General features: G+C 37.9%; 19 protein-coding genes. 9 read left to right on the plus strand and 10 right to left on the minus strand.

Going from position 1 to position 20981, the window contains the following annotated elements:
- The first annotated feature begins 34 nt into the window (after window positions 1–34).
- On the plus strand, window positions 35–1237 hold the full coding sequence (locus tag A8L44_RS12735; RefSeq protein ID WP_066106675.1) for an ornithine--oxo-acid transaminase: 1203 nt from the start codon (window positions 35–37) through the stop codon (window positions 1235–1237).
- Window positions 1238–1281: 44 nt separating this feature from the next.
- Here the strand turns inward: A8L44_RS12735 and A8L44_RS12740 are convergent, their stop codons facing one another.
- Window positions 1282–1524, minus strand: a complete 243-nt coding sequence (locus tag A8L44_RS12740; RefSeq protein WP_066106678.1) for a DUF378 domain-containing protein — start codon at window positions 1522–1524, stop codon at window positions 1282–1284.
- 140 nt (window positions 1525–1664) lie between these two features.
- Between A8L44_RS12740 and A8L44_RS12745 the strand changes: the two genes are divergently transcribed.
- The 3 genes from A8L44_RS12745 (at window position 1665) to A8L44_RS12755 (ending at window position 4910) form a co-directional block, all read left to right on the plus strand.
- The gene (locus tag A8L44_RS12745) at window positions 1665–2828 is read left to right on the plus strand and encodes an iron-containing alcohol dehydrogenase (RefSeq protein ID WP_066106679.1); all 1164 of its coding nucleotides are present in this window, start codon (window positions 1665–1667) and stop codon (window positions 2826–2828) included.
- A 146-nt stretch (window positions 2829–2974) separates the two neighbouring features.
- Window positions 2975–4327 (plus strand): glucose-6-phosphate isomerase, encoded by a 1353-nt coding sequence (locus A8L44_RS12750; protein WP_066106687.1) that lies wholly within the window; start codon window positions 2975–2977, stop codon window positions 4325–4327.
- A 157-nt stretch (window positions 4328–4484) separates the two neighbouring features.
- On the plus strand, window positions 4485–4910 hold the full coding sequence (locus A8L44_RS12755; protein WP_066106694.1) for a YugN family protein: 426 nt from the start codon (window positions 4485–4487) through the stop codon (window positions 4908–4910).
- A 2-nt stretch (window positions 4911–4912) separates the two neighbouring features.
- Here the strand turns inward: A8L44_RS12755 and A8L44_RS12760 are convergent, their stop codons facing one another.
- The 7 genes from A8L44_RS12760 to A8L44_RS12790 all read right to left on the minus strand — a co-directional run bounded on the left by A8L44_RS12760 (window position 4913) and on the right by A8L44_RS12790 (window position 13930).
- The gene (locus tag A8L44_RS12760; protein ID WP_066106697.1) at window positions 4913–5686 is read right to left on the minus strand and encodes a potassium channel protein; all 774 of its coding nucleotides are present in this window, start codon (window positions 5684–5686) and stop codon (window positions 4913–4915) included.
- A 30-nt stretch (window positions 5687–5716) separates the two neighbouring features.
- Window positions 5717–6838: a Ger(x)C family spore germination protein gene (locus A8L44_RS12765; protein ID WP_066106703.1), complete on the minus strand. Its 1122-nt coding sequence runs from the start codon at window positions 6836–6838 to the stop codon at window positions 5717–5719.
- A 3-nt stretch (window positions 6839–6841) separates the two neighbouring features.
- Window positions 6842–7960, minus strand: a complete 1119-nt coding sequence (locus tag A8L44_RS12770; RefSeq protein ID WP_066106708.1) for a GerAB/ArcD/ProY family transporter — start codon at window positions 7958–7960, stop codon at window positions 6842–6844.
- Window positions 7961–7967: 7 nt separating this feature from the next.
- Window positions 7968–9428: a spore germination protein gene (locus tag A8L44_RS12775; protein ID WP_066106711.1), complete on the minus strand. Its 1461-nt coding sequence runs from the start codon at window positions 9426–9428 to the stop codon at window positions 7968–7970.
- 260 nt (window positions 9429–9688) lie between these two features.
- Window positions 9689–11152: a hypothetical protein gene (locus A8L44_RS12780; RefSeq protein ID WP_066106714.1), complete on the minus strand. Its 1464-nt coding sequence runs from the start codon at window positions 11150–11152 to the stop codon at window positions 9689–9691.
- Between the two features lie 128 nt (window positions 11153–11280).
- Window positions 11281–11715: a hypothetical protein gene (locus A8L44_RS12785; protein ID WP_066106717.1), complete on the minus strand. Its 435-nt coding sequence runs from the start codon at window positions 11713–11715 to the stop codon at window positions 11281–11283.
- A 133-nt stretch (window positions 11716–11848) separates the two neighbouring features.
- Window positions 11849–13930 (minus strand): penicillin-binding transpeptidase domain-containing protein, encoded by a 2082-nt coding sequence (locus A8L44_RS12790; protein WP_254654716.1) that lies wholly within the window; start codon window positions 13928–13930, stop codon window positions 11849–11851.
- 190 nt (window positions 13931–14120) lie between these two features.
- Between A8L44_RS12790 and A8L44_RS12795 the strand changes: the two genes are divergently transcribed.
- Together A8L44_RS12795 and A8L44_RS12800 are read left to right on the plus strand one after the other, a co-directional pair.
- Complete coding sequence (locus A8L44_RS12795; RefSeq protein ID WP_066106722.1) at window positions 14121–15557, plus strand: NAD-dependent succinate-semialdehyde dehydrogenase; 1437 nt, start codon at window positions 14121–14123, stop codon at window positions 15555–15557.
- Between the two features lie 24 nt (window positions 15558–15581).
- Window positions 15582–16505 (plus strand): MBL fold metallo-hydrolase, encoded by a 924-nt coding sequence (locus A8L44_RS12800; RefSeq protein WP_441294134.1) that lies wholly within the window; start codon window positions 15582–15584, stop codon window positions 16503–16505.
- Between the two features lie 46 nt (window positions 16506–16551).
- Here the strand turns inward: A8L44_RS12800 and A8L44_RS12805 are convergent, their stop codons facing one another.
- Window positions 16552–16779 (minus strand): sulfurtransferase TusA family protein, encoded by a 228-nt coding sequence (locus A8L44_RS12805; RefSeq protein WP_066106725.1) that lies wholly within the window; start codon window positions 16777–16779, stop codon window positions 16552–16554.
- Between the two features lie 21 nt (window positions 16780–16800).
- The gene (locus A8L44_RS12810) at window positions 16801–17865 is read right to left on the minus strand and encodes a YeeE/YedE family protein (RefSeq protein ID WP_175354295.1); all 1065 of its coding nucleotides are present in this window, start codon (window positions 17863–17865) and stop codon (window positions 16801–16803) included.
- Window positions 17866–18264: 399 nt separating this feature from the next.
- Between A8L44_RS12810 and A8L44_RS12815 the strand changes: the two genes are divergently transcribed.
- Genes A8L44_RS12815 through A8L44_RS12825 form a run of 3 tightly spaced genes read left to right on the plus strand, consistent with a single transcriptional unit; the run spans window position 18265 to window position 20925 of the window.
- Complete coding sequence (locus A8L44_RS12815; RefSeq protein ID WP_066106731.1) at window positions 18265–19221, plus strand: ABC transporter permease; 957 nt, start codon at window positions 18265–18267, stop codon at window positions 19219–19221.
- Window positions 19208–20164 (plus strand): iron chelate uptake ABC transporter family permease subunit, encoded by a 957-nt coding sequence (locus A8L44_RS12820; RefSeq protein ID WP_066106734.1) that lies wholly within the window; start codon window positions 19208–19210, stop codon window positions 20162–20164. Before A8L44_RS12815 ends, A8L44_RS12820 begins: the two co-directional genes overlap by 14 nt.
- Window positions 20161–20925 carry an iron ABC transporter ATP-binding protein gene (locus A8L44_RS12825; RefSeq protein WP_066106739.1) on the plus strand — a complete coding sequence of 255 codons (765 nt, stop codon included), beginning with the start codon at window positions 20161–20163 and terminating at the stop codon, window positions 20923–20925. Before A8L44_RS12820 ends, A8L44_RS12825 begins: the two co-directional genes overlap by 4 nt.
- Window positions 20926–20981: the final 56 nt, after the last annotated feature.

Genomic DNA, 20981 nt, shown 5'->3' on the forward strand with positions numbered 1-20981 from the left:
ACGAAAGCAAAACTTAGATAGGGGGCCGATTCATGTGACAAAGACAACTGTTTCCAACGAAGTGATTGAACAAACAGAACAATATGGTGCCAAGAATTATCACCCATTGCCGATTGTTATAGCTGAAGCTGAGGGTGTTTGGGTAAAGGATCCAGAGGGCAACCGATATATGGACATGCTGAGCGCTTATTCGGCTGTAAACCAGGGGCATCGTCACCCAAGAATTATTCAGGCCTTAAAGGAGCAAGCAGATCGTGTAACTCTGACGTCAAGAGCTTTTCATAATGATCAGCTTGGTCCATGGTATGAAAAAATTTGTAAGCTAGCAAACAAAGACAAAGCACTTCCTATGAATACTGGCGCGGAGGCGGTTGAAACAGCTTTTAAAGCTGCAAGAAGATGGGCCTATGACGTAAAAGGAGTGGAAAAGGACAAGGCAGAATTTATCGCCTGCACTGGGAACTTTCATGGCAGAACGATGCTTGCTGTTTCTCTTTCTTCTGATGAGGAATATAAAAGAGGTTTTGGTCCTATGCTGCCAGGCATTAAGCTTATCCCATTTGGCGATATAGAAGCTTTAAAGGAAGCGATTACTCCCAATACAGCAGGCTTTTTGATTGAGCCGATCCAAGGTGAAGCAGGAATTAATATACCTTCTGAAGGGTTCCTTAAGGAAGCATATAATGTATGTAAGGCTAATGATGTTTTATTTATTGCAGATGAGATTCAGGTAGGGCTTTGCAGAACGGGCAGGATGTTTGCGTGTGAGTGGGAGGATGTTGTTCCTGATATTTATATTTTGGGTAAGGCCCTTGGTGGCGGAGTATTCCCAATTTCCTGTATTCTGGCCACTCATGATATTCTTGATGTTTTTAATCCGGGATCCCATGGATCTACATTTGGTGGTAACCCATTAGCCTGCGCAGTATCTATGGAGGCTATTGATGTGTTAGTTGAAGAGAACTTGGCTGGAAAATCCGAACAGCTGGGAGCCTATCTGAGTGAAGAATTAAGGAAGATTGAAAATCCTATTATAAAAGAAATCAGAGGCCGTGGTTTATTTATTGGTATGGAATTAACGGAATCAGCACGCCCATATTGTGAACGGTTAAAGGATGAGGGCTTATTATGTAAGGAAACTCATGATAATGTCATCCGTTTTGCCCCACCACTTATCATTACCAAAGAAGAGCTTGATTGGGCGATTTCAAAAATTAAAAAGGTATTGTCTGTATAAATGAATAGGCCCATCCAAATAAAGGGATGGGCCTATTCTAGATATTATGATTTTGATGGATTTGGTTGTTCCTGGCTGCTTGTTTGTTCGCTTGGCTTGAATAGTAATCCAAGATTGACAAGGCCTGCAATTCCAACAAGTGCATAAATAACACGTGCGAAACCACCAGCTTGGCTTCCGCCCCCAAAAACAGTGGCAACCAAATCGAATTGGAAAAATCCGATAAGTCCCCAGTTAATGGCGCCTATAATTGTTAAGACAAGTGCGGTACGTTGTATACCACTCATTTGATTTCCTCCTTCAAAAAGCATGGTTCAGTTATAGAGTGGTTAAAAAAAGAAAATATTATACATGATTTTAGGTTTTATTAATGAAATTAAAGGAATTAAAGATAAAGAAAACGGAATAATAAGGAGGAAATAGAATTATGCAAAATTTTACATATAAAAATCCGACAAATTTAGTATTTGGTAAGGATACAGTTAAAGAACTGAAAAATTTAATACCAGCCGATTCAAAAAATATTTTATTAATTTATGGTGGGGGAAGCATAAAGAAAAATGGCTTATATGATCGTGTTGTTGATGAGCTGAAGCACAGAGAACTAACCTATCATGAATTATCTGGAGTAGAACCAAATCCGCGTATCTCTACTGTGCGCAAAGGTGTCGATATATGCCGAGAAAATGAGGTTGATTTTCTTTTAGCTATTGGCGGAGGTAGTGTTATTGATTGTACGAAGGCAATTGCGGCAGGTGTTGTGTATGAGGGAGATCCATGGGATTTAGTCACCAAGAAAGCCAAAGTAAAGGGCGCTATGCCGTTTGGTACAGTTTTAACACTGGCAGCCACAGGCTCTGAAATGAACTCTGGCAGTGTGATTACGAATTGGGAGACACAGGAGAAGCACGGGTGGGGTTCACCATATACATACCCTCAGTTTTCTATCCTTGATCCGGTTAATACGTTCACAGTTCCTCGCGATCAGACGATTTACGGAATGGTTGATATGATGTCACATGTGTTGGAAACATATTTTAACCACACAGAAAATACACCTTTACAGGATAGAATGTGTGAATCAGTGTTAAAAACAGTTAAAGAAACGGCTCCGAAATTATTGAACGATATGGAAAATTATCAATATCGGGAAACTATTCTTTACTGTGGAACGGTGGCTTTAAATGGTACATTGAGTGTGGGTATCCGTGGCGATTGGGCAACGCATAATATCGAACATGCTGTGTCAGCTGTCTATGATATTCCTCATGCAGGGGGGCTTGCAATCTTATTTCCAAACTGGATGAAGCACTGTATGCACGAAAATCTTGATAAGTTAGTCAGATTGGGAACTGAGGTATTTGACGTGGATCCAGCTGGTAAATCAAAAGAGGAAATCGCTAATGATTGTATCCGTAATATAAGAGATTTCTGGACAGGAATCGGCGCTCCATCCAGATTGGCTGATTATGATATAGACGATTCCAAAATAGAGTTAATAGCAGACAAAGCAATGGTGAACGGTGAATTCGGAAACTTTAAGAAGCTTAACAAAGAGGATGTACTATCTATTCTCAAAGCATCTTTATAGTTTGAAAAAAAGGTCTTCCTGTAAGACCTTTTTCTCAATGTTACGAAATGTAAACGCTTGAAATTTTTGAAGCTATTAGTCGCAACTTGATTATCATTTTCGGATTCTGTAAAGTGAAAATGAGGAAACTGAATGGAGGACAAAAAATGACTCATATTAAATTTGATTATTCAAAAGCACTAGAATTTTTCCAAGAGCATGAAGTGTCTTATATGAAGGATACTGTAAAGCAACTGCATCATACAATCCATGAAAAAACAGGAGCTGGTAATGATTATCTTGGATGGTTATCTTTGCCTTCTGATTATGATAAAGAAGAGTTTGCACGTATAAAGAAAGCAGCAGAAAAGATTAAAAACGATTCTGATATCTTATTAGTTATTGGGATTGGCGGATCTTATCTTGGAGCTAGAGCGGCAATTGAAATGCTTCAACACAGCTTCTTTAATATTCTGCCTAGTGAAAAGCGTAAAGCTCCGCAAATCATTTTTGCAGGTAACAATATCAGTTCTACATATATGCGCGATTTAATGGATCTTCTTGAAGGAAAAGATTTCTCGATTAATGTTATATCTAAATCCGGTACAACTACTGAACCAGCGATTGCCTTCCGTATTTTCCGTAAGCTATTGGAAGAAAAATATGGCGCAGAAGCAGCAAAGGGCCGCATTTATGCAACTACAGATAAAGCTAGAGGCGCTTTAAAAACAGTTGCTGATGAAGAAGGGTTTGAAACATTTGTCATTCCTGATGATGTAGGCGGACGTTATTCTGTTCTTACAGCTGTTGGATTACTGCCGATTGCTGCAAGCGGAGCGGATATCGATGTTATCATGAAAGGTGCAGCTGCAGCTGAGCAAGATTATTCTGAATCTGAATTAGAGAACAATGAGGCGTATCAATATGCAGTTGTTCGTAATCTTCTTTATCGTAAAGGGAAAACCATTGAGATGTTGATTAACTATGAGCCATCCTTACAGTATTTCTCCGAGTGGTGGAAACAGCTCTTTGGTGAAAGTGAAGGAAAAGATCAAAAAGGAGTTTATCCATCTTCTGCGAACTTCTCAACTGATCTTCACTCATTAGGACAATACGTGCAGGAAGGTCGCAGAGATCTGTTTGAAACAGTTATAAAAGTAGAAAAGCCACGCCATGAATTAGTTCTTGAAGAGGCAGCAAATGATTTGGATAACCTCAATTATTTAGCTGGACAAACAGTAGATTTCGTGAATAATAAGGCATTTGAGGGTACATTATTAGCTCATACAGATGGCGGAGTTCCGAACTTGGTTGTGAGCATTCCGGCACTTGATGAATATACATTTGGTTATATGGTCTACTTCTTCGAAAAAGCATGCGCAATGAGCTGCTATTTAATGGGGGTAAATCCATTTGATCAACCAGGTGTCGAAGCATATAAAGTTAATATGTTCGCTTTACTTGGCAAAGCTGGCTTTGAAGAAAAGAAAGCTGAGCTTGAAAAACGATTAAATTCTTAATATTATGTTCGTGCAAAAAATACCCGGTAAATGAACCGGGTATTTTTTATATGTACCATAGTTGAGAATATTAGGTGTTGAAGGCTGCCAATACCAGACATACCTTTCCTTCTATCAGTGGATATTAATAAAGGATCTAAAGGAAGGAAGGGATAACATGATTGAAATACCATCACGTCTAACAAATACTATAACAAATTATGTGTATGCCCATCATCAGCTTGGAAGCCATGGGTTTATCGTTGGCGGGAACTGGGATTATAAGCATGGTTATTTTGATTATCTAATGGATAGCGGTAGTAAATCAAATTATATTAGGATTCCCTTTACCACCATTAAGGGGTCTATAGAAGATAAAAACGGAGTAATCCGCTTTGGGACTCCTTACTTATTATCTTATGAAGCTAAAACCGGTGCCCAATTTTATATGAATCACCACCCATATTCAGATGAATGTGAATTTGATCATTACTCAAATCCATCAGATAATGTGTACGGTGGTGATTCAGGTTTGGAAAGATATTTAGATCTAGGCAGAGTATTAGTAAATGAAGCGGAAATTGCTGTGTTGGGATATGAATAAAATTATCTTGAAGACGGCTCTTGTTCGACTGTTTCTATAATGGTTTGGCTAATAATCGTATTAGTTGCAATAATACGATCTGCACCAGCTCGTTTGGCATTTTTCATTTGAAAGGGAGCCATTATTTCACAAATACAAGTGGCTTCTGGATAAAGGCCTTTAATACACAGTAAGGAAGCGATGACATGCAAATCAGAAGCACGTTCAGTTTTCGAGCGATCTGCTGTTAAAATGATGAATTCACTCTCGGTTACATTTGCATGAATCCATGTCTGTTCATTTGTACTGTCATTTTTCAAAAAAAAGATATGAGTGTCTGGCATTGGATGAGATTCTAATGTCTCGTCTATGATGACTATATTTCTTCGTGGATTCTCCTTATGCCATGTATCGATTAGCATTTTAGTACATTCATTCCAACCAACTATAATAAGATGCTTACGTTTTGTATAGATGGCAGAACCAAGCTGCAGGGCTGTCTGCCGTTTAATCACATAGGATGACATAGATGCGTAGTAGTAAGAAACAAATGCTGCACCAATTAAGATTAATGTACTGGCAGTTAACCTCCCTAAAAGAGTTTTGGGCACAATTTCGCCATACCCCACAGTTGTAATTGATTCAATGGTAAACCATATTCCTTCACCAATGTTGGTAAATGTTGAAGGCTCAATCAGATGCATAAGGATTCCATAGACCAGAATAATGCCAACGATAATAATAATCAGACGAGCAACTAAATGAAGTTTATTGAAAATATATTGAGCAGTATTCATACATCTTCCTCGCTCTTATAAAAAATCTATTCAATCTAAAATTCCATTGTCCACAACTTTTATTTTAACAGTTGGGTTAATCTCAACTTTTTTTAAATCTAACTTTCCATTCTTCTTATACTCATCAAACAATTTTGGATCCTTAACCATCAGCTTACGGCCAAGCGCGAGTGCATCGCAATTGCTTTTCACTAACGTATCAGTTACTTTTCTAGCTTGTTTCGTTAAGTCCTTAGAAATATGCTCCTCAAGGGTTTTAATTTCGTCCTCTTTAAGCAAACCCTTTGTATATTCAGATACAGAAACCCTTAAGTTTAATGAAACTGTATAGACCGGTTTAGAGTCCTTGATTTTTAATTTTATTTTATGGGTGTTTTTTCGAATAAAAAAGCTAACCTTTTCATCAATTTCATTTTTTTTCTCCGGATTATTTATTGTAAATTGAGTATAGGTTCCTTCTTTGCCAACCATTAATAAGTATAAAGAAGAGTCCTCCCCAATTAAATTTTTACCGGTATAACTTAAGTTATCGAATAAAGCTACTCCCTTTACTTTTACCAGGCCACCCTTAAGTTTTTCTACATAGGGAAGGACAAAATCCTGACCTGGATCAAACATGGCAGGCATAATCGTAGCTAATGATTGCTCAGGAATCATGGAATGGTCTTCTGCACTGTCGAGTAACTCTTGTATGGCTCTACTAATTAAAGTGCCCTTAATATACTCGTCTTTTAAAATGTCTCGTGATTTTCCTTTTGTAATCAAGACTTTTGCGTTTACATTACTTTTTGCATCACGATATAACACATCCAGCAGGGGATAGATATCTGTTTTCGCCAATTCCTCGCCTATTAAAACATTACTTAATTTATTTATTGAGAATTCGCCGGGCGTAATTTGATTCATTTTTTCCCTTAAAATTAATGGAGATGCTCCCTTTACTTTATAACTGGTATTATAGGGTTCTATTTGTCCCCCACCTGCAGGCTTTAATGCACGAATAATTGTAATTAATTCCAGTGGTTCCGGGCCTTTAGCTTTGTCAAAACCTAAACTGAATGCCAGGGAAGTTTTAGATAAAAAATTTTGGTCCCAGCATCCTGTGGTAGCAATCAATATGGATAATATTAAACCTATCTTTAATAGTTTCATGGATCAATCACCTGCCTGATTTTGATGACTCTGGTTTATATTTCGAATCATAGCAATAGCCAGTAGAAGAATGGGAAACCCTATCATGAACACATAAGTAAAGGGTAGCAAATAATTATTAAGACGAATCATGTTATCCTGCGCTTCCGGAAAAAGAGCACATAGAAGTGAGATTATCAAAGTAATAACCAATACAATGATTTTTTTGTTCTTGAATCGAGTATTTTCTGATATTCCTATTCCTGCTATAAAAATATATAGGACATAGGAAACGAGCATTGGAGCAATCCAGGCGCACATAATAATCAAATCCATCCGTTCAAAAATGCTAAGTATCGTCAATATTTTTAGTAAATAGAGAACTGGAATTGGAACTAGACCTAATGAATATGTACCAAAATGGGCAAGACAGATTACTAATAAAACAAGATAAATCAATGAAATAGTCAGGATTGAAAAAGTAATTACTCTTTTTTTTGTTTTTAATTTGTCATGAAGAAGTGGTAATAATACAAGTAATGAACTTAGGCCTGCATAACCAATCCCCATATGATATGAACCATTCAAAATTTTAGTAACCGGAACATCCCCAACTGGCAGTAGAAATAAAAGATGCATTTTAGGAATGGCAAAAGAAATAGAGAACAGGAGAAAGCCTGTTAACGCCAGGAATGTTATGCCGCTGAACCGCGCGAGTGTAGTTATCGTCCCTTTGGCTATATAGAGTCCCATTAAAATAAAGATTAGGTAAACAACAAATAGCGGTGTGACAGGCAGTGTCCATTCCTTTGATAAATACGTAAAATATAAAGCCGTATAGGTAGCAAGGCCAATGAAATAGATGATATACAGCCAATTCATTATTTTTCCGATCCATTTGCTTGTTAGAATCTCTGTCATTTGGAATAGATTCTTATCCGGTAATCGTTTATGCAATGAAAAGATGACCCATCCAATTAGTTGAAAGAAGATTAAAGTGATGATGGCAGATATCCAGGCATTATGTTTACTATGCTCATTAACAAGATAAGGAATGGCAAAAATCATGACAGAGCTAACGGATTGGACGGTTAAAAAGTATAATTGGTGAGCTGACAATAACTTTTTATTAGAAGCTATCATAGTCCATTTAACTCTCCTTCTTAAATGGTATTTTGAATAGCATTTTCGACAAGCTTTTAAAATTAAACGGCGCGACCGGTGCTAAATAAGGTTTTCCCATAGATTCCAATTCACATAAATGATAGATAATTAAAGTGAATCCAATCGCTATTCCAACTAAGCCAAAAATATAAGTTATAATGATGAGCGGGAAGTTTAGAATACGAATCATTTGTGCGACTTCCTGATTTGGAATAGTAAATGCCGAAATGGCTGTAATCGCAATCACGATTAACATTGTATTAGAAACCAGGTTAGCCTGAACAATTGCAGTACCTATGACCAAAGCACCTACCACACCAATCGTTGGTGAAACGGAACTGGGTAAACGGATGGCGGATTCCTTAAGAAGTTCCAATATGACCACCATAATAAGAGCTTCGATTAAGGGGGAGTAGGGAATGTTCTCCAAAGATCCTTTAACATTTGCTACAAGATTTAACGGGATAATCTCGAAATCAAATGATACAAGAGCGATATAAAATGATGGTAAGGTAATGGCCAGAAATAAGGCAAACAGGCGTAAAATCCGTTCAAATGAGCTTATATAAAAACGGCTTTCAATATCATCCGCTGCATGAAAAAAAGTAAAGAATGTAATTGGCATCAGGAAGACAGTAGAGCTTCCTTCAGTCATTAAGCCAACGGCACCCATTGATAAGTGATGTGCAACCCGATTAGGTTTTTCTGTATTCAAAATTTGCGGAAATGGTGAATAAACAGAGTCTTCTATATAATTTTGAATAACTTCTGTATTGATAGCTGTATCAAGATGAATAGAGTCTAATTTTTTTTCTATTTTTTCTATAACCTCCGGGTCTGCTTTCCCATTTATATAAAAAAGAGCGGCAGTAGCCTTTGGATATGAACCAAGTGTTTTTGTTTTAACCACCAAGTTCTCCGTTTTGACCCTTTTTCTTATCAGATTTAAATTATCTTCAATTTTCTCTACAAACCCTTCATGAGAACCACGTATACTTTGTTCCGATGCAGGTTCCTCAATAGAACGAGTCTTAAAATCTGCTGCTTCTACTAAATAACAGGCTGTATCACCTTCTTTAAACAGAGCAATATTACCGTCGAGCATATTATTAATAATATCTTCAAAACAGGTATAAGCAGAAACATGTGCCACAGGTAAGTTAGCAGGGCTGAGTGAAGAGTTAATCACTAATGGTTCTATCAGAAAGTGATCAATAATATCCTTTTTAACGATTGTTTTGATGAATGCCATTCCATATTTTTGATCACCATTTGAGAAATAACGTGTATCGAAATCTTGTGTACTAGAAAAGGCAGTTTTTAGTTTTTCAATATTATCTTCTACATGACAGGTTGTTTGTAAGCTCCGTATATCTGGAGTAGAAGCCTCGTTCGATTGTACTTGTTCGTCAGTCTGGTTTTTCGTGCTCTTTTTAAAGAAATTCATATCCATCACCTAAACCTTAATTGATAAACGTTAGTATTAGTTAACTAAGGAATATTATTCAATTGATTGCAGGTCTTCTGGATTATGAATTGCTACAAAACTTGTTTGAAAATAAGACAGCAAAAAGTTACAGTAGGCAAATTAGGTCTTTGATTCGTGGATAATTTTGGAGTTAAATCTTTATGATTTAGTTTAGAGGGGGAGGAATATAAAAACCTCCGTCTACATTGATTTGAACGGAGGTTTATCTGTTATAAAATTCACTTTGTATTTGGATACTCAATTTCCTTTCTCCACTTTTTACGTTCCCTTTTATCCATTATCCATAAAAATACAAATCTAAATCCTAAGATAATGGAGATAAATACACCGGTTAATGTTACAAATAATGCTAAGTATTCGAGCCGATTATAACTCGATAATAAATTGGACCAATTAATATTCCCTTTAAGCTGTTCAGAAACTAAATTCATTCCGAATATTCCAGTTATGACTGAATAGAGGGTTAAAATTTGTAAAAGCATATTGCCTTGTTTCGATGTGAAATTTTCTTGATATTGATTTAAGCTTTGCAGGGTTGCGCGTGTATCCTCGAATAGATCGTTTACCTTAAACCTTTCTCTAAGCTGGATAAAAATATCACGGCCCTTAGAGTTGGTTGCCAGTTCAAAAAAATAATAATTGGACGAGAAGGCATTAATGGCATGGATTAATTTTTCTACTTGTTTTGTATCCTGTGAAATTCTCACACGTGAATATTCGTTTGCCACCTTAAGCAAGGTGATTTTATGAAATAAAGTGAGCATTAATCCGTAATAATATTCGCCATAAAAGGTACTGGCAATATTATTAAATGTTTCATTCGTACGATTGGTTATACAAGCAATTCCTTGCTCATCGGGTATGTAATAGGTAAACGGTGCCCAACGAGTATAAACGATAGAATCCATATATTGATCAATAAATTGTTGATTATTGCAACTGATATAGGGCTTTTTATTAGGAGTATACCCATCTAGATTACCTAATCGGTAAACATCGTAATCCTCAATTTTTTCATCAGGTACCAATCCAATCAAGGACTGGACATATAAATGATTATTTTCAAAGAATGGGAAGGATTCAAAGTATGCATTATCCTCAGTGCTATCATCCATATATTTTTTTATCTCAGGCATGAGACAATCTAACAAAAAGCGCTCAACATGGTCGAATTCCTGATTTTCGTAGATTATTTTGGAAGTCGGCTGATTTTGTTCCATGATTCTAAATTCTGAAGCAAAATGAATAGCTTCAGTAAGATTCAATGATTGATCCTGGTCTTCCAAGTGAATACGTATGGTTAAAAAACCTAACTGATATGGACACACGGTTATATCAATGGATTCAACTACAAATTTGGTGCTGCAATACTTTGTTTGTAATGTACCAGAAACCTGATACATTCTGGAATAACGTTGAAATCCTTTCCCATCCTCCTTTTTAGGGAATAAAATTCGATTTGTAAAAGGAAGAAAAAAATTCTCCATATTTTCGTGATCTATTTCAAACCTGCCATAGAAATCGTCTTCTTTCTCAAGGTTGTCCAGTCTAAACCATTTAAACTGATTTTTTTTCAATTTCTCAACCAAATCATCTTCCTTTCCGCGTATAAGCGAAAACGGGAACACAAATTGGAAATTGGCACTGGAAACCTGTTTTTCAGTTAACGAGAGCTCTTTCATGAGAAAAATTCCTTTCTAAGTACTTAATAAGCTTATTGAAGGTTTTTACCCTTGAAAGCGTAAAGTTAATCTGGATAAATTTTACGAAAAAAACACACAGATTGGATAAACCTGTGTGTTTTACTCTATTAATATTGGTAATATGGGTTTGAATATTGTGATGGATCTGTGGCAAATTCCTCATAGGAATACGGATCGCGACCTTGAGATGAAAAGCCTCCGTAACCTGATTGTCCTTGACCCCATCCTTGGCCCCACTGCTGTCCTTGCCAGCCGTGATGTGGGAATCCGTGGCCTCCGCCATATCCGTGATGTTGATGATGGTGATGGCCTGGATGGTAAGGCATATGGTGTCCATATCCTCCGCCTGAATAATGAGGGTATCCCATACCGCCGTGATATCCTTGATGATGTTGATGATGGCCCATACCACCACCATAATGACCGTGTTGCCCATAGCCACCACCACCGTGTTGTCCATGTCCATAACCGCTGCCATAATAGCCTTGTTGTCTCATTTCATGTGGGAAATTTACATTTTGCTGATCATATTCATTTGACATTCCATTCACTCCTTCTGAACCTGGTTCCTTATAGTATATGTGTCTATATAAAGAAGGAGCTTATTCGTCTAAAAGATGGGCGATGGCTCAAATAGAATGTATTGTATCATTTCCTTTTGTATGGTTTGTCTCTTTAATTTGCTTCCTTCTCTTTTTCCGTTCCAAAGTAGGCTCTAAATACCTTTTTCCCAATATCCATATTCATCCGATGCCCATTTGATTGATACGCCCACGGTACGACAACACTTATGGCGATTTCCGGATTATCATGTGGTGCGTACGCAGCAAATGTGATATTCCATGTTTCCGGTTGTTCGGTTCCTGGTGTCCATTTTGGTCCATCATAGAAGGCTTCTGCTGTACCTGTCTTGCCAGCTGGTCTATATGGTTCTTTAAGCATTTCTCTTGAGCCGGTTCCACTTGAAGTTTGGGTGACAAGCCGTAACCCTTCTTGAACACGATTGATCCAATCTTCATTCATACTCAATTGGTTTTGGAATTTAGGTTCAATTTCTTGGAAGATTGGTCCAAGCTGTCCTTTTTCAAGTACTGGTTCACGAAGCTCCTTAACAACACGAGGCTGAACACGATATCCACCATTGGCGATGGTAGAGATATATTGGGCAAGCTGCAACGGAGTATATGTGTCATATTGCCCGATCGCCAAGTCCATCAGTTTACCGGCACCCAATTCTGTCCCCTTGTAGCCAATTTGTTCTCCGGGCAGATCGATACCTGTTCGTTTACCCAATCCAAACTCATAGAAATGATTTCGCATCATATCAAATGCTTCAGGTTTTACAGATAATGGTCCGTTCGGAACATAATTGCCTTCACCAATTGCAATAGCTGTTTTAAACATATACACATTGGATGATCGCTGTAAGGCAGTTAAGTCAGAAACGTACCCCATATTTGTATAGGATTTTTTTATAGGTGTTTCTTTTATGATCATTGGAGCATCATATAGAGTGGTTCCGGGATTAAGAACCCCTTCCTGATAACCGGTTAATACGGTGGCTGCTTTGACTGCCGACCCCATTGCATATGCAGTTGTATAAGTCCCTTGGGCAAAGTCCTTCATTTCATATTTATTTTTTTCGTCATCCCAAACATATTGTTTGCCTGCTAACGCTAATATTTCGCCAGTATTAGGATTCATGGCTACAACAAATGCTCGATCAAGATAAGGTGCATAATACGCTGCTTTTTTAGCTCTTAACTCTTCTTCAATAATGGTTTCCACTTTCTTTTGGAAATCTATGTCAATTGTCAGAACTAGGTCCTTTCCACGTTGACCATCACTAAGTTCTTCTATGGATAAAATATTTCCGCTTTTATCGAGTTTGTTTTTTGACTTAGCTTTTTGGCCATGTAAAATATCTTCATATTGAAGTTCAAGGTTTGAAACACCGACACGCTCGTTAAGACTGTATCCACGGGAAGAATAATATTCGACCTTTTCCTTTGGGAGACCTTCATCAGATGAGGTTGTTCTGCCAAGGATAGATCTTAAAGTACTGTCAAGCGGATATGCACGATTCCAATCGACTGAGGTATCGACTCCAGGCAATTCATCCAGATTTTCAGTGACCCGAGCCATTTCTTCATCGGTGACATCCTTATTCTTAACAATTTGTGGAGTTAAGTATGTTCCGCTGTTAAACTTACGGAAAATAGCGAGAGTTTTTAACTCTGCCTTTGTGAATGAAGATAACTCTTCTTCAGTGATACGCTCGAGCTGAAGTTTATATAATTCTTTATCCTTCTTATCAGAAAGCTCTTTTTTTGTTACTTTTTTCCCTGCTACCTTCGGATTCATAATAATCCAAAAGTCCTTGAGGTCCCGTTCTTTTATATCTTCCAGGTCATCTTTACTAATATCGATTAATTCAGATAGTTTCTCGGCTGTCTCTACCATTTCCTTTGTTTTTGCTGTTTTACTGCGCGTATAGGTGATTGCATTGACAGGTTGATTATCAACTATTAATTTATGATTTTTATCATAAATCAGGCCGCGTGGTACAGGTTTGTTAATGGTGATATCCTCTGTCCTTTCGACTTCTTTCTTGAAGGATTCACCATGAGCAATCTGTAAAAATCCTAATCGTAAAATTAAGGCTGTGAATAGTAAAAAGACAACAAAAAGTAATATATTTGTTCGCGTATTAACGGATTGCTTTTTTTTCTTTTTCTTTCGTTGGGGATTCTTCAATCTCTCAACCTCCAAAAATTATAAAAACTGTCTTATTTTCATTTTAATGGATTAATATGGATATTACTATTGATTTTGTTCTATTTTCATATTCAATTCGCAAGGGCGAAACAAATGATTGTTTTTAGATGAAAAAGAATGGGAAACTAGTAAATAGTATCTTTTTTACTTTAGGGAGGGGAATATAGGGATGAAGAGTATATGCTTTCCACAACAAATGTATATTAATGGAGAATGGAGAGACAGTGAAAATACAATAAATGTATATAATCCAGCTACATGCGAGGTGATAGGAAGCGTTCCGAATGGATCTGAATCTGATGCAAAGGATGCGGTTGAGGCAGCTTATAAGAGTGGAGTGGCATGGTCAAAATTTACTGCAGAGGAGCGGAGTACAAAACTCCGGGAATGGTCCAGATTAATAGATGTACATATAGATGAATTAGCAGAAATTATGACGCTTGAGCAGGGTAAACCATTTGAAGAGGCGAAAGGGGAATTACGCTACGCCAACAGTTTTATTACCTGGTTTGCTGAAGAGGGTAGACGTGTATACGGCGAGACAATCCCGGCATCTTCACCTAATAAACGGATATTCGTTCAAAAACAGCCTGTCGGGGTGATAGCAGCGATTACACCTTGGAATTTTCCGGCTGCCATGATTACGAGAAAAGTGGCACCGGCATTGGCAGCAGGATGTACAGTTGTTCTGAAGCCATCTGAAGAAACACCATTCACAGCCTTGAAATTGATTGAGTTGGCTGAAAAAGCTGATATCCCTGCCGGAGTCATTAATATTGTTACAGGTGATGCAAAGCGTATCGTGTCTGTTTGGCAGAAGGATTCAAGAGTCCGCAAAATTACATTCACCGGTTCGACTGAAGTAGGGAAGATTTTAATGAAAGATGCTGCAGATACGGTGAAGAAGATTTCCCTCGAACTAGGAGGACTTGCGCCTTTTATTGTAACAAAGCATGCTGATATTGAAAAAGCAGTTCAGGGAGCAATCGATTCCAAATTCCGTAATGCGGGGCAGACATGTGTATGTGCCAACCGGATATTTGTCCAACAATCAATAATGGATGAATTTACTAATCTATACACAGAAAAAGTCAAACAATTAAAGGTCGGCAATGGGATGGTAAAGGGAAATAATATTGGCCCGCTCATAAATGAGGAAGCCGTAAAAAAGGTTATGTCTCACCTTGATGATGCGAAAGAAAAAGGAGCAACCATTCTTACAGGTGGAAATATTCAGAAAGACATGCCGGGACATTTTATAACTCCTGCAGTTATTTCGGGTGCGACTGATGATATGCTGTGTATGAAAGAAGAAACCTTTGGCCCAATTGCTCCAATTTCAGTGTTTGATCAAGTTGAAGAAGCGGTAGAACGTGCAAATCATACACCATTTGGATTGGCTGCTTATGTTTTCTCGGATAATATTCGGGAGGCTGTTTGGATAGCTGAAAATCTGGAATATGGGATTGTTGGAGTTAATGATGGGTTGCCTTCAACAGCGCAGGCACCTTTTGGAGGATTTAAAGAGAGTGGACTGGGCAGAGAAGGAAGCCATTATGGAATAGATGAATATTTAGAGATTAAATACATTTCACTGGGTTTATAAAGAAGAGTGAGGGATTGTATCTATATGATGAAAAAATTTGAAAATCTTGATCGCGTAGGGAATGATCATACATTTCTGGATATGTATCGGTGGAATAAAGAACGGCGGAGAAAACAAAAGGATTTAAAAACTCAAATTAGCCGTGTTGATAACCCGCAGATGGAGGAGCTAAAAAGAAATCAATCCCGAACTTCTATAACCTGGATTGGCCATTCAACCTTTTTAATTCAAATGGCAGGGATAAATATTTTGACTGACCCAGTTTGGGCGAGGCGGATGGGTGTTCAAACCCGACTGACAGAACCGGGTTTGAAGATAGATGACCTACCATCAATCGATGCCGTTTTAATTTCTCATGGACATTATGATCATCTGGATTTCCCGACCATCCAAAAATTGAAGGGTGACCCGGTTTATTATGTACCCATTGGTCTGGGAAAAGCTTTCTTAAAAAGAGGGTATGGGAAAGTTCATGAAGCAAACTGGTGGGAGACATTCGTACATGGAGATGTATCCTTTCATTTTGTTCCTGCGCAGCATTGGACAAGACGAGGGGCTTTTGATATGAATACTTCCCACTGGGGAGGATGGGTGATTGAAAAAGTCAATACATCTGAAACGGTCTATTTTGTTGGAGACACAGGTTATTTCAGAGGATTTAAAGATATAGCGGAGAAGTTCCAAATCAATTATGTACTTATGCCAATTGGAGCATATGAGCCTGAATGGTTTATGGCAAGCTCTCATATTAATCCTGAAGATGCTATCAAAGCATTTTTAGAATTGAAGGGGGACTATTTTATCCCTATGCATTACGGTGCCTATCGATTGGCTGATGATACAGGACCAGAAGCATTAGAGCGATTGTTGGATGAGTGGAGCAGGAGACAGTTGCAAAAAGAACAATTGAAGGCATTACTAATAGGAGAGACTTTGTGGGGGAATTAACAAGGGGCAGTCGCTAATAAATTTATGCGACTGCCCCTTGTTTAATTTATTGGCCTTTTTTCAAGACGATTTGCCATTCGGCACTGCCTGTTTGTTCAAAATTAGTAATCTCATGACCTTCTTTTGCGGCCCAGCGCGGAATGCTTTCTGTTCCTTGGGTGCAATCAAAATTGATGATTAATTCTTCGCCAACAGCCATTTCTGCCATTGCCACTTTCGCCTCTTCTAGTGGGAAGGGGCAAACCATTCCGTTTGTCTCGAGTACTTTTGCCATAATGTATACCCTCCTATTAAATTAGGCCACCGCTGTATTACCGGCACCTGCTTTTTGTTTTTTTTGTTTTCGGATAATTGTAAAGTAAGTAGCCGTCCATGTTCCTAATAAGAAGAAGACAACAGCAACCCAGCCTTGCCAAGTAAACAGAGCAGTATTTACAAGCCCATTTCCGATGGTACATCCGCCTGCAAGCGATGCACCAAAGCCCATGATAAGTCCACCGCTAGCATTGTATGCAAGTGTTCTTTTATCCGGAAGGCGCCATTTGAATTCATTGCTGCCGCGAGCGGCAATATAGGATCCAAGGCCAATGCCAAGTACAAGGAAAACTCCCCAGTTTAATAGGGATGTATCACCATTAACAAAGAATGTTAACAACTGTGCGGTTGGAGTTGTAATCCCAAGACCGGCCATTCGCCCTGTAGCTTCACTTAAAGGCCATGCAAGAATAGCGATGAGACCAACAAGCAGCGCCGTGATGAATGGGTGCCAGCGTTTTTCAAATAAAATATGGGCAATCCCTGTTTTCTGTTGTTTCATTTTAAAGGATGGCAGCTTAGGCTGTTTTAAGTTACGGTATACGAAAAATCCAATAAGTAATGCAAAAGCAATGACAAGTACCCATGGAGATAGGTTGAAAGTTTCATGGATATACGTATCGCTCGTTCTATACGATAGTACATTTCCGCCCACAACGCTTAATATCCCAAACTTAGTCATTGCGGCACCAAGTGCATAGCCGCCTAATGCAATCCAGCTCCCAATTAACCCTTCACCAGCCCGATACCAAGTACCAGTAGCACATCCTCCGGCTAGAACCATACCAATTCCGAAGATAAATCCGCCAACAATTGTTCCTAACCAAGGAAATGCATCAGCTTGGATGGTGATGATTCCGTTAGCTGCAAGTGCATATACACCAATTGCCTGAATGGCAATAACGATCATGGTTGCGAGAAACATGCGTCCATCCCTAGCGAGAAGCAGGTCACGGTATGCTCCGACAACACAAAAACGTCCTCTTTGTAAGACAAAGCCTAAGAGAAGTCCGACGATAAGGCCATAACTAATAATTTGTATCATGATGAGATCCCTCCGTTGTTTGGATAGATGTATATTACAATAAACCTTATAAGATTACTACGAATTAAAGGGAGATTGTATAAAAATGATTCTTAAGTAGGAGTTTAAATGGATTTCATCTGTAAACTTAGTAGGAATGCCTTTTTAATGAGTTTTTATTACAAAAGCCTAAGTTGATGATACCTTTCAGCACTCGTTGGGTTAAAGGAATATTATTTTAGAAGCAATTTTACAGGTGCTTAAAATCGTTACAATTTTCCTGAATTTTCATTTTATCATTGGTAATGATTATCACTAGATGTTGATTTTACTATTTTCATTGACTATAATTAAAGACGACTCAATAATGATTATCATTATCAGTAATGTTGTTGAGAAACTAATTTGACGGGGATTGCAATGAGACTATGGATGTTAGTATTAGTAACTATTATCCTATCCTTTATTTCGCTATTTATAGGGGCTATTGATATTAAACCGAGTGATTTACTAGATTTAGATTCAGACAAGACGCAAATCTTCTTGATGAGTCGATTACCACGGTTAATGGCCATTATTTTAGCTGGTGCAGGAATGGGAATTGCGGGCTTAATTATGCAAAGCTTAAGCCGAAACAAGTTTGTATCACCGACAACGGCTGGTACGCTAGATGCAGCAAAACTAGGTGTCATTGTCTCTATGGTGTTTTTTACTAATATGTCCTATATGGGGCAAATACTATTTAGTTTTGCATTCGCATTAATTGGTACATTTATTTTTATGAATTTACTTGAGCGCATTAAATTCAAAGATGTCATATTCGTCCCTCTTATCGGAATTATGTACGGTAATATCATCGGGGCGATTTCAACATTCATTGGATATGAAGCGGATGTTCTGCAAAATGTAGATACGTTTTTCTTGGGGAGTTTTACCTTGATCGTTTCAGGACGCTATGAACTGTTGTATGTAGCGGTTCCAGCAATTATCATTGCTTATCTATATGCAAATAAATTCACAGTAGCTGGTATGGGTGAGGATTTTGCGAAAAACCTGGGTTTAAGTTATCGTACAGTGTTAAACATTGGTCTAGTTATCGTAGCGGTAATTTCTACAACAGTCATTTTAACGGTAGGGATTATTCCGTTTTTAGGGTTGATTGTACCAAATCTGGTTTCCCTTTATCTGGGCGATAATTTACGTAAAACAATCCCTCATACAATATTCATGGGGGCGGCATTCTTATTGGCATGTGATATTCTAAGCCGATTGATTGTCCATCCATATGAGATACCTGTAAATACTACAGTTGCAGTAATTGGCAGTGCGATCTTCTTAATTATGTTGTTTAGGGGGAAAGCATATGCGAAAAAATAGTGTAAAGCTAATTATTTTAGCTGTTATTGCAATTGGATGTATGGCTTTATTTGCTTTCTATAATATTCAGGGCGGTTTTAGTTACGCCTTTCCAAAGCGTATTGAGCGCATAGTTGCTATGGTTATTACCGGAACGGCAATTGCGTATGCAAGTGTTATATTCCAAACCATTACACATAACCGTTTATTAACACCATCTGTTATGGGGATCGACTCGATGTATGAAGTCGTTCAAACTGTCATTTATTTTACGGCAGGGTCGGCTTCAATCTTCGTTGTAAGCCGTTACTTAAACTTTAGTGTAGCAATCATTGCGATGGTAGTATTCGCATTGATTTTGTATCGTTTTTTATTCAGGGCAGATAAATATCCAATTTTTCTTCTATTATTAGCAGGTATGATACTTGGAACATTACTCGGAAGTCTGGTAACGTTCATGCAAGTTCTAATTGATCCTGTGGAATATGAAAGTTTGCAAGCTCGCTTGTTTGCCAGCTTTATGAACGTGAAGACGGAATTACTGAGCATTGCTATTGTTATTTTATGTACCGCCTTTATATATGGCTATCGGTTATTACGTGATTTAGATGTTGTATCACTAGGTCGAGATAACGCGATTAATCTTGGTGTCGCCTATGATAAAATCGTGCTGAAAGTGCTGATTCTATCGTCTATTTTAATCGCTACTTCTACCGCACTGGTTGGACCTGTAACATTTTTAGGATTAATTGTGGCGAATTTAGCCTATCAATATTTGGCTACATATAAGCATTCGATATTAATCATTGGGGCAAGCTTGATCAGTATTATTGCGCTTGTCGGAGGACAATTTCTTGTTCAGCATGTTTTCCATTTGAATACAACGATTAGTGTCGTTATTAACTTTGTCGGTGGGATTTACTTTATTTACTTATTACTAAGGGAAAGTAGGAAAGCAGGATGATTGATATTAAAGGGCTTTCTAAAAGCTTTGGGAAAAAATCTGTTATTGAAAATGTAACATTGCAAATCCAACCAAGAGCTATCACTTCTTTTATTGGTCCAAATGGCGCTGGTAAATCAACGTTATTATCAATGGTGAGCCGTCTCTTAGATGCTGATACAGGTGAAGTATTTTTAGATCAAACTGACGTTAAGAAAATGAAATCAGATGCTTTTGCAAAGCGGGTGGCTATTTTAAGGCAGACCAATCACTTGAATATTCGTTTAACCGTACGCGAGCTTGTTTCTTTTGGACGCTATCCATATTCAAAAGGGCGGCTGAATGCAGATGATGAACGAATTGTAGACCAAGCACTGGAGTATTTAAATTTAACAGATATGCAGGATAAGCTGTTGGATGAGTTATCAGGCGGTCAAAAACAACGTGCCTTTATTTCAATGGTTATTGCACAAGATACGGATTATATTTTATTAGATGAGCCATTAAACAATCTGGATATGAAACACTCTGTGCAAATTATGAAAATACTGCGCAAGCTGGTAGATGAGTTAGGGAAAACGGTTGTAATTGTCTTGCATGATATCAACTTTGCTTCTGTATACTCTGATCGCATAGTGGCGTTAAAGGATGGGCGTCTGATAAAGGACGGTCCAGCGCATGAGATTATTAACTCAGAATCCTTGCGTGATGTATATGACATGCATATTCCTGTACAAGAGCAAGATGGATGTCGTATATGTGTATACTTTAATTCACATTAGATTCTAAAATAGATTCTGGCCTTATATTTTTGGAACAATTGACAGCAGCAAAATCT

The organism is Bacillus sp. FJAT-27986, from assembly GCF_001685035.1.
Taxonomy (GTDB): Bacteria; Bacillota; Bacilli; order Bacillales; family Pradoshiaceae; genus Pradoshia.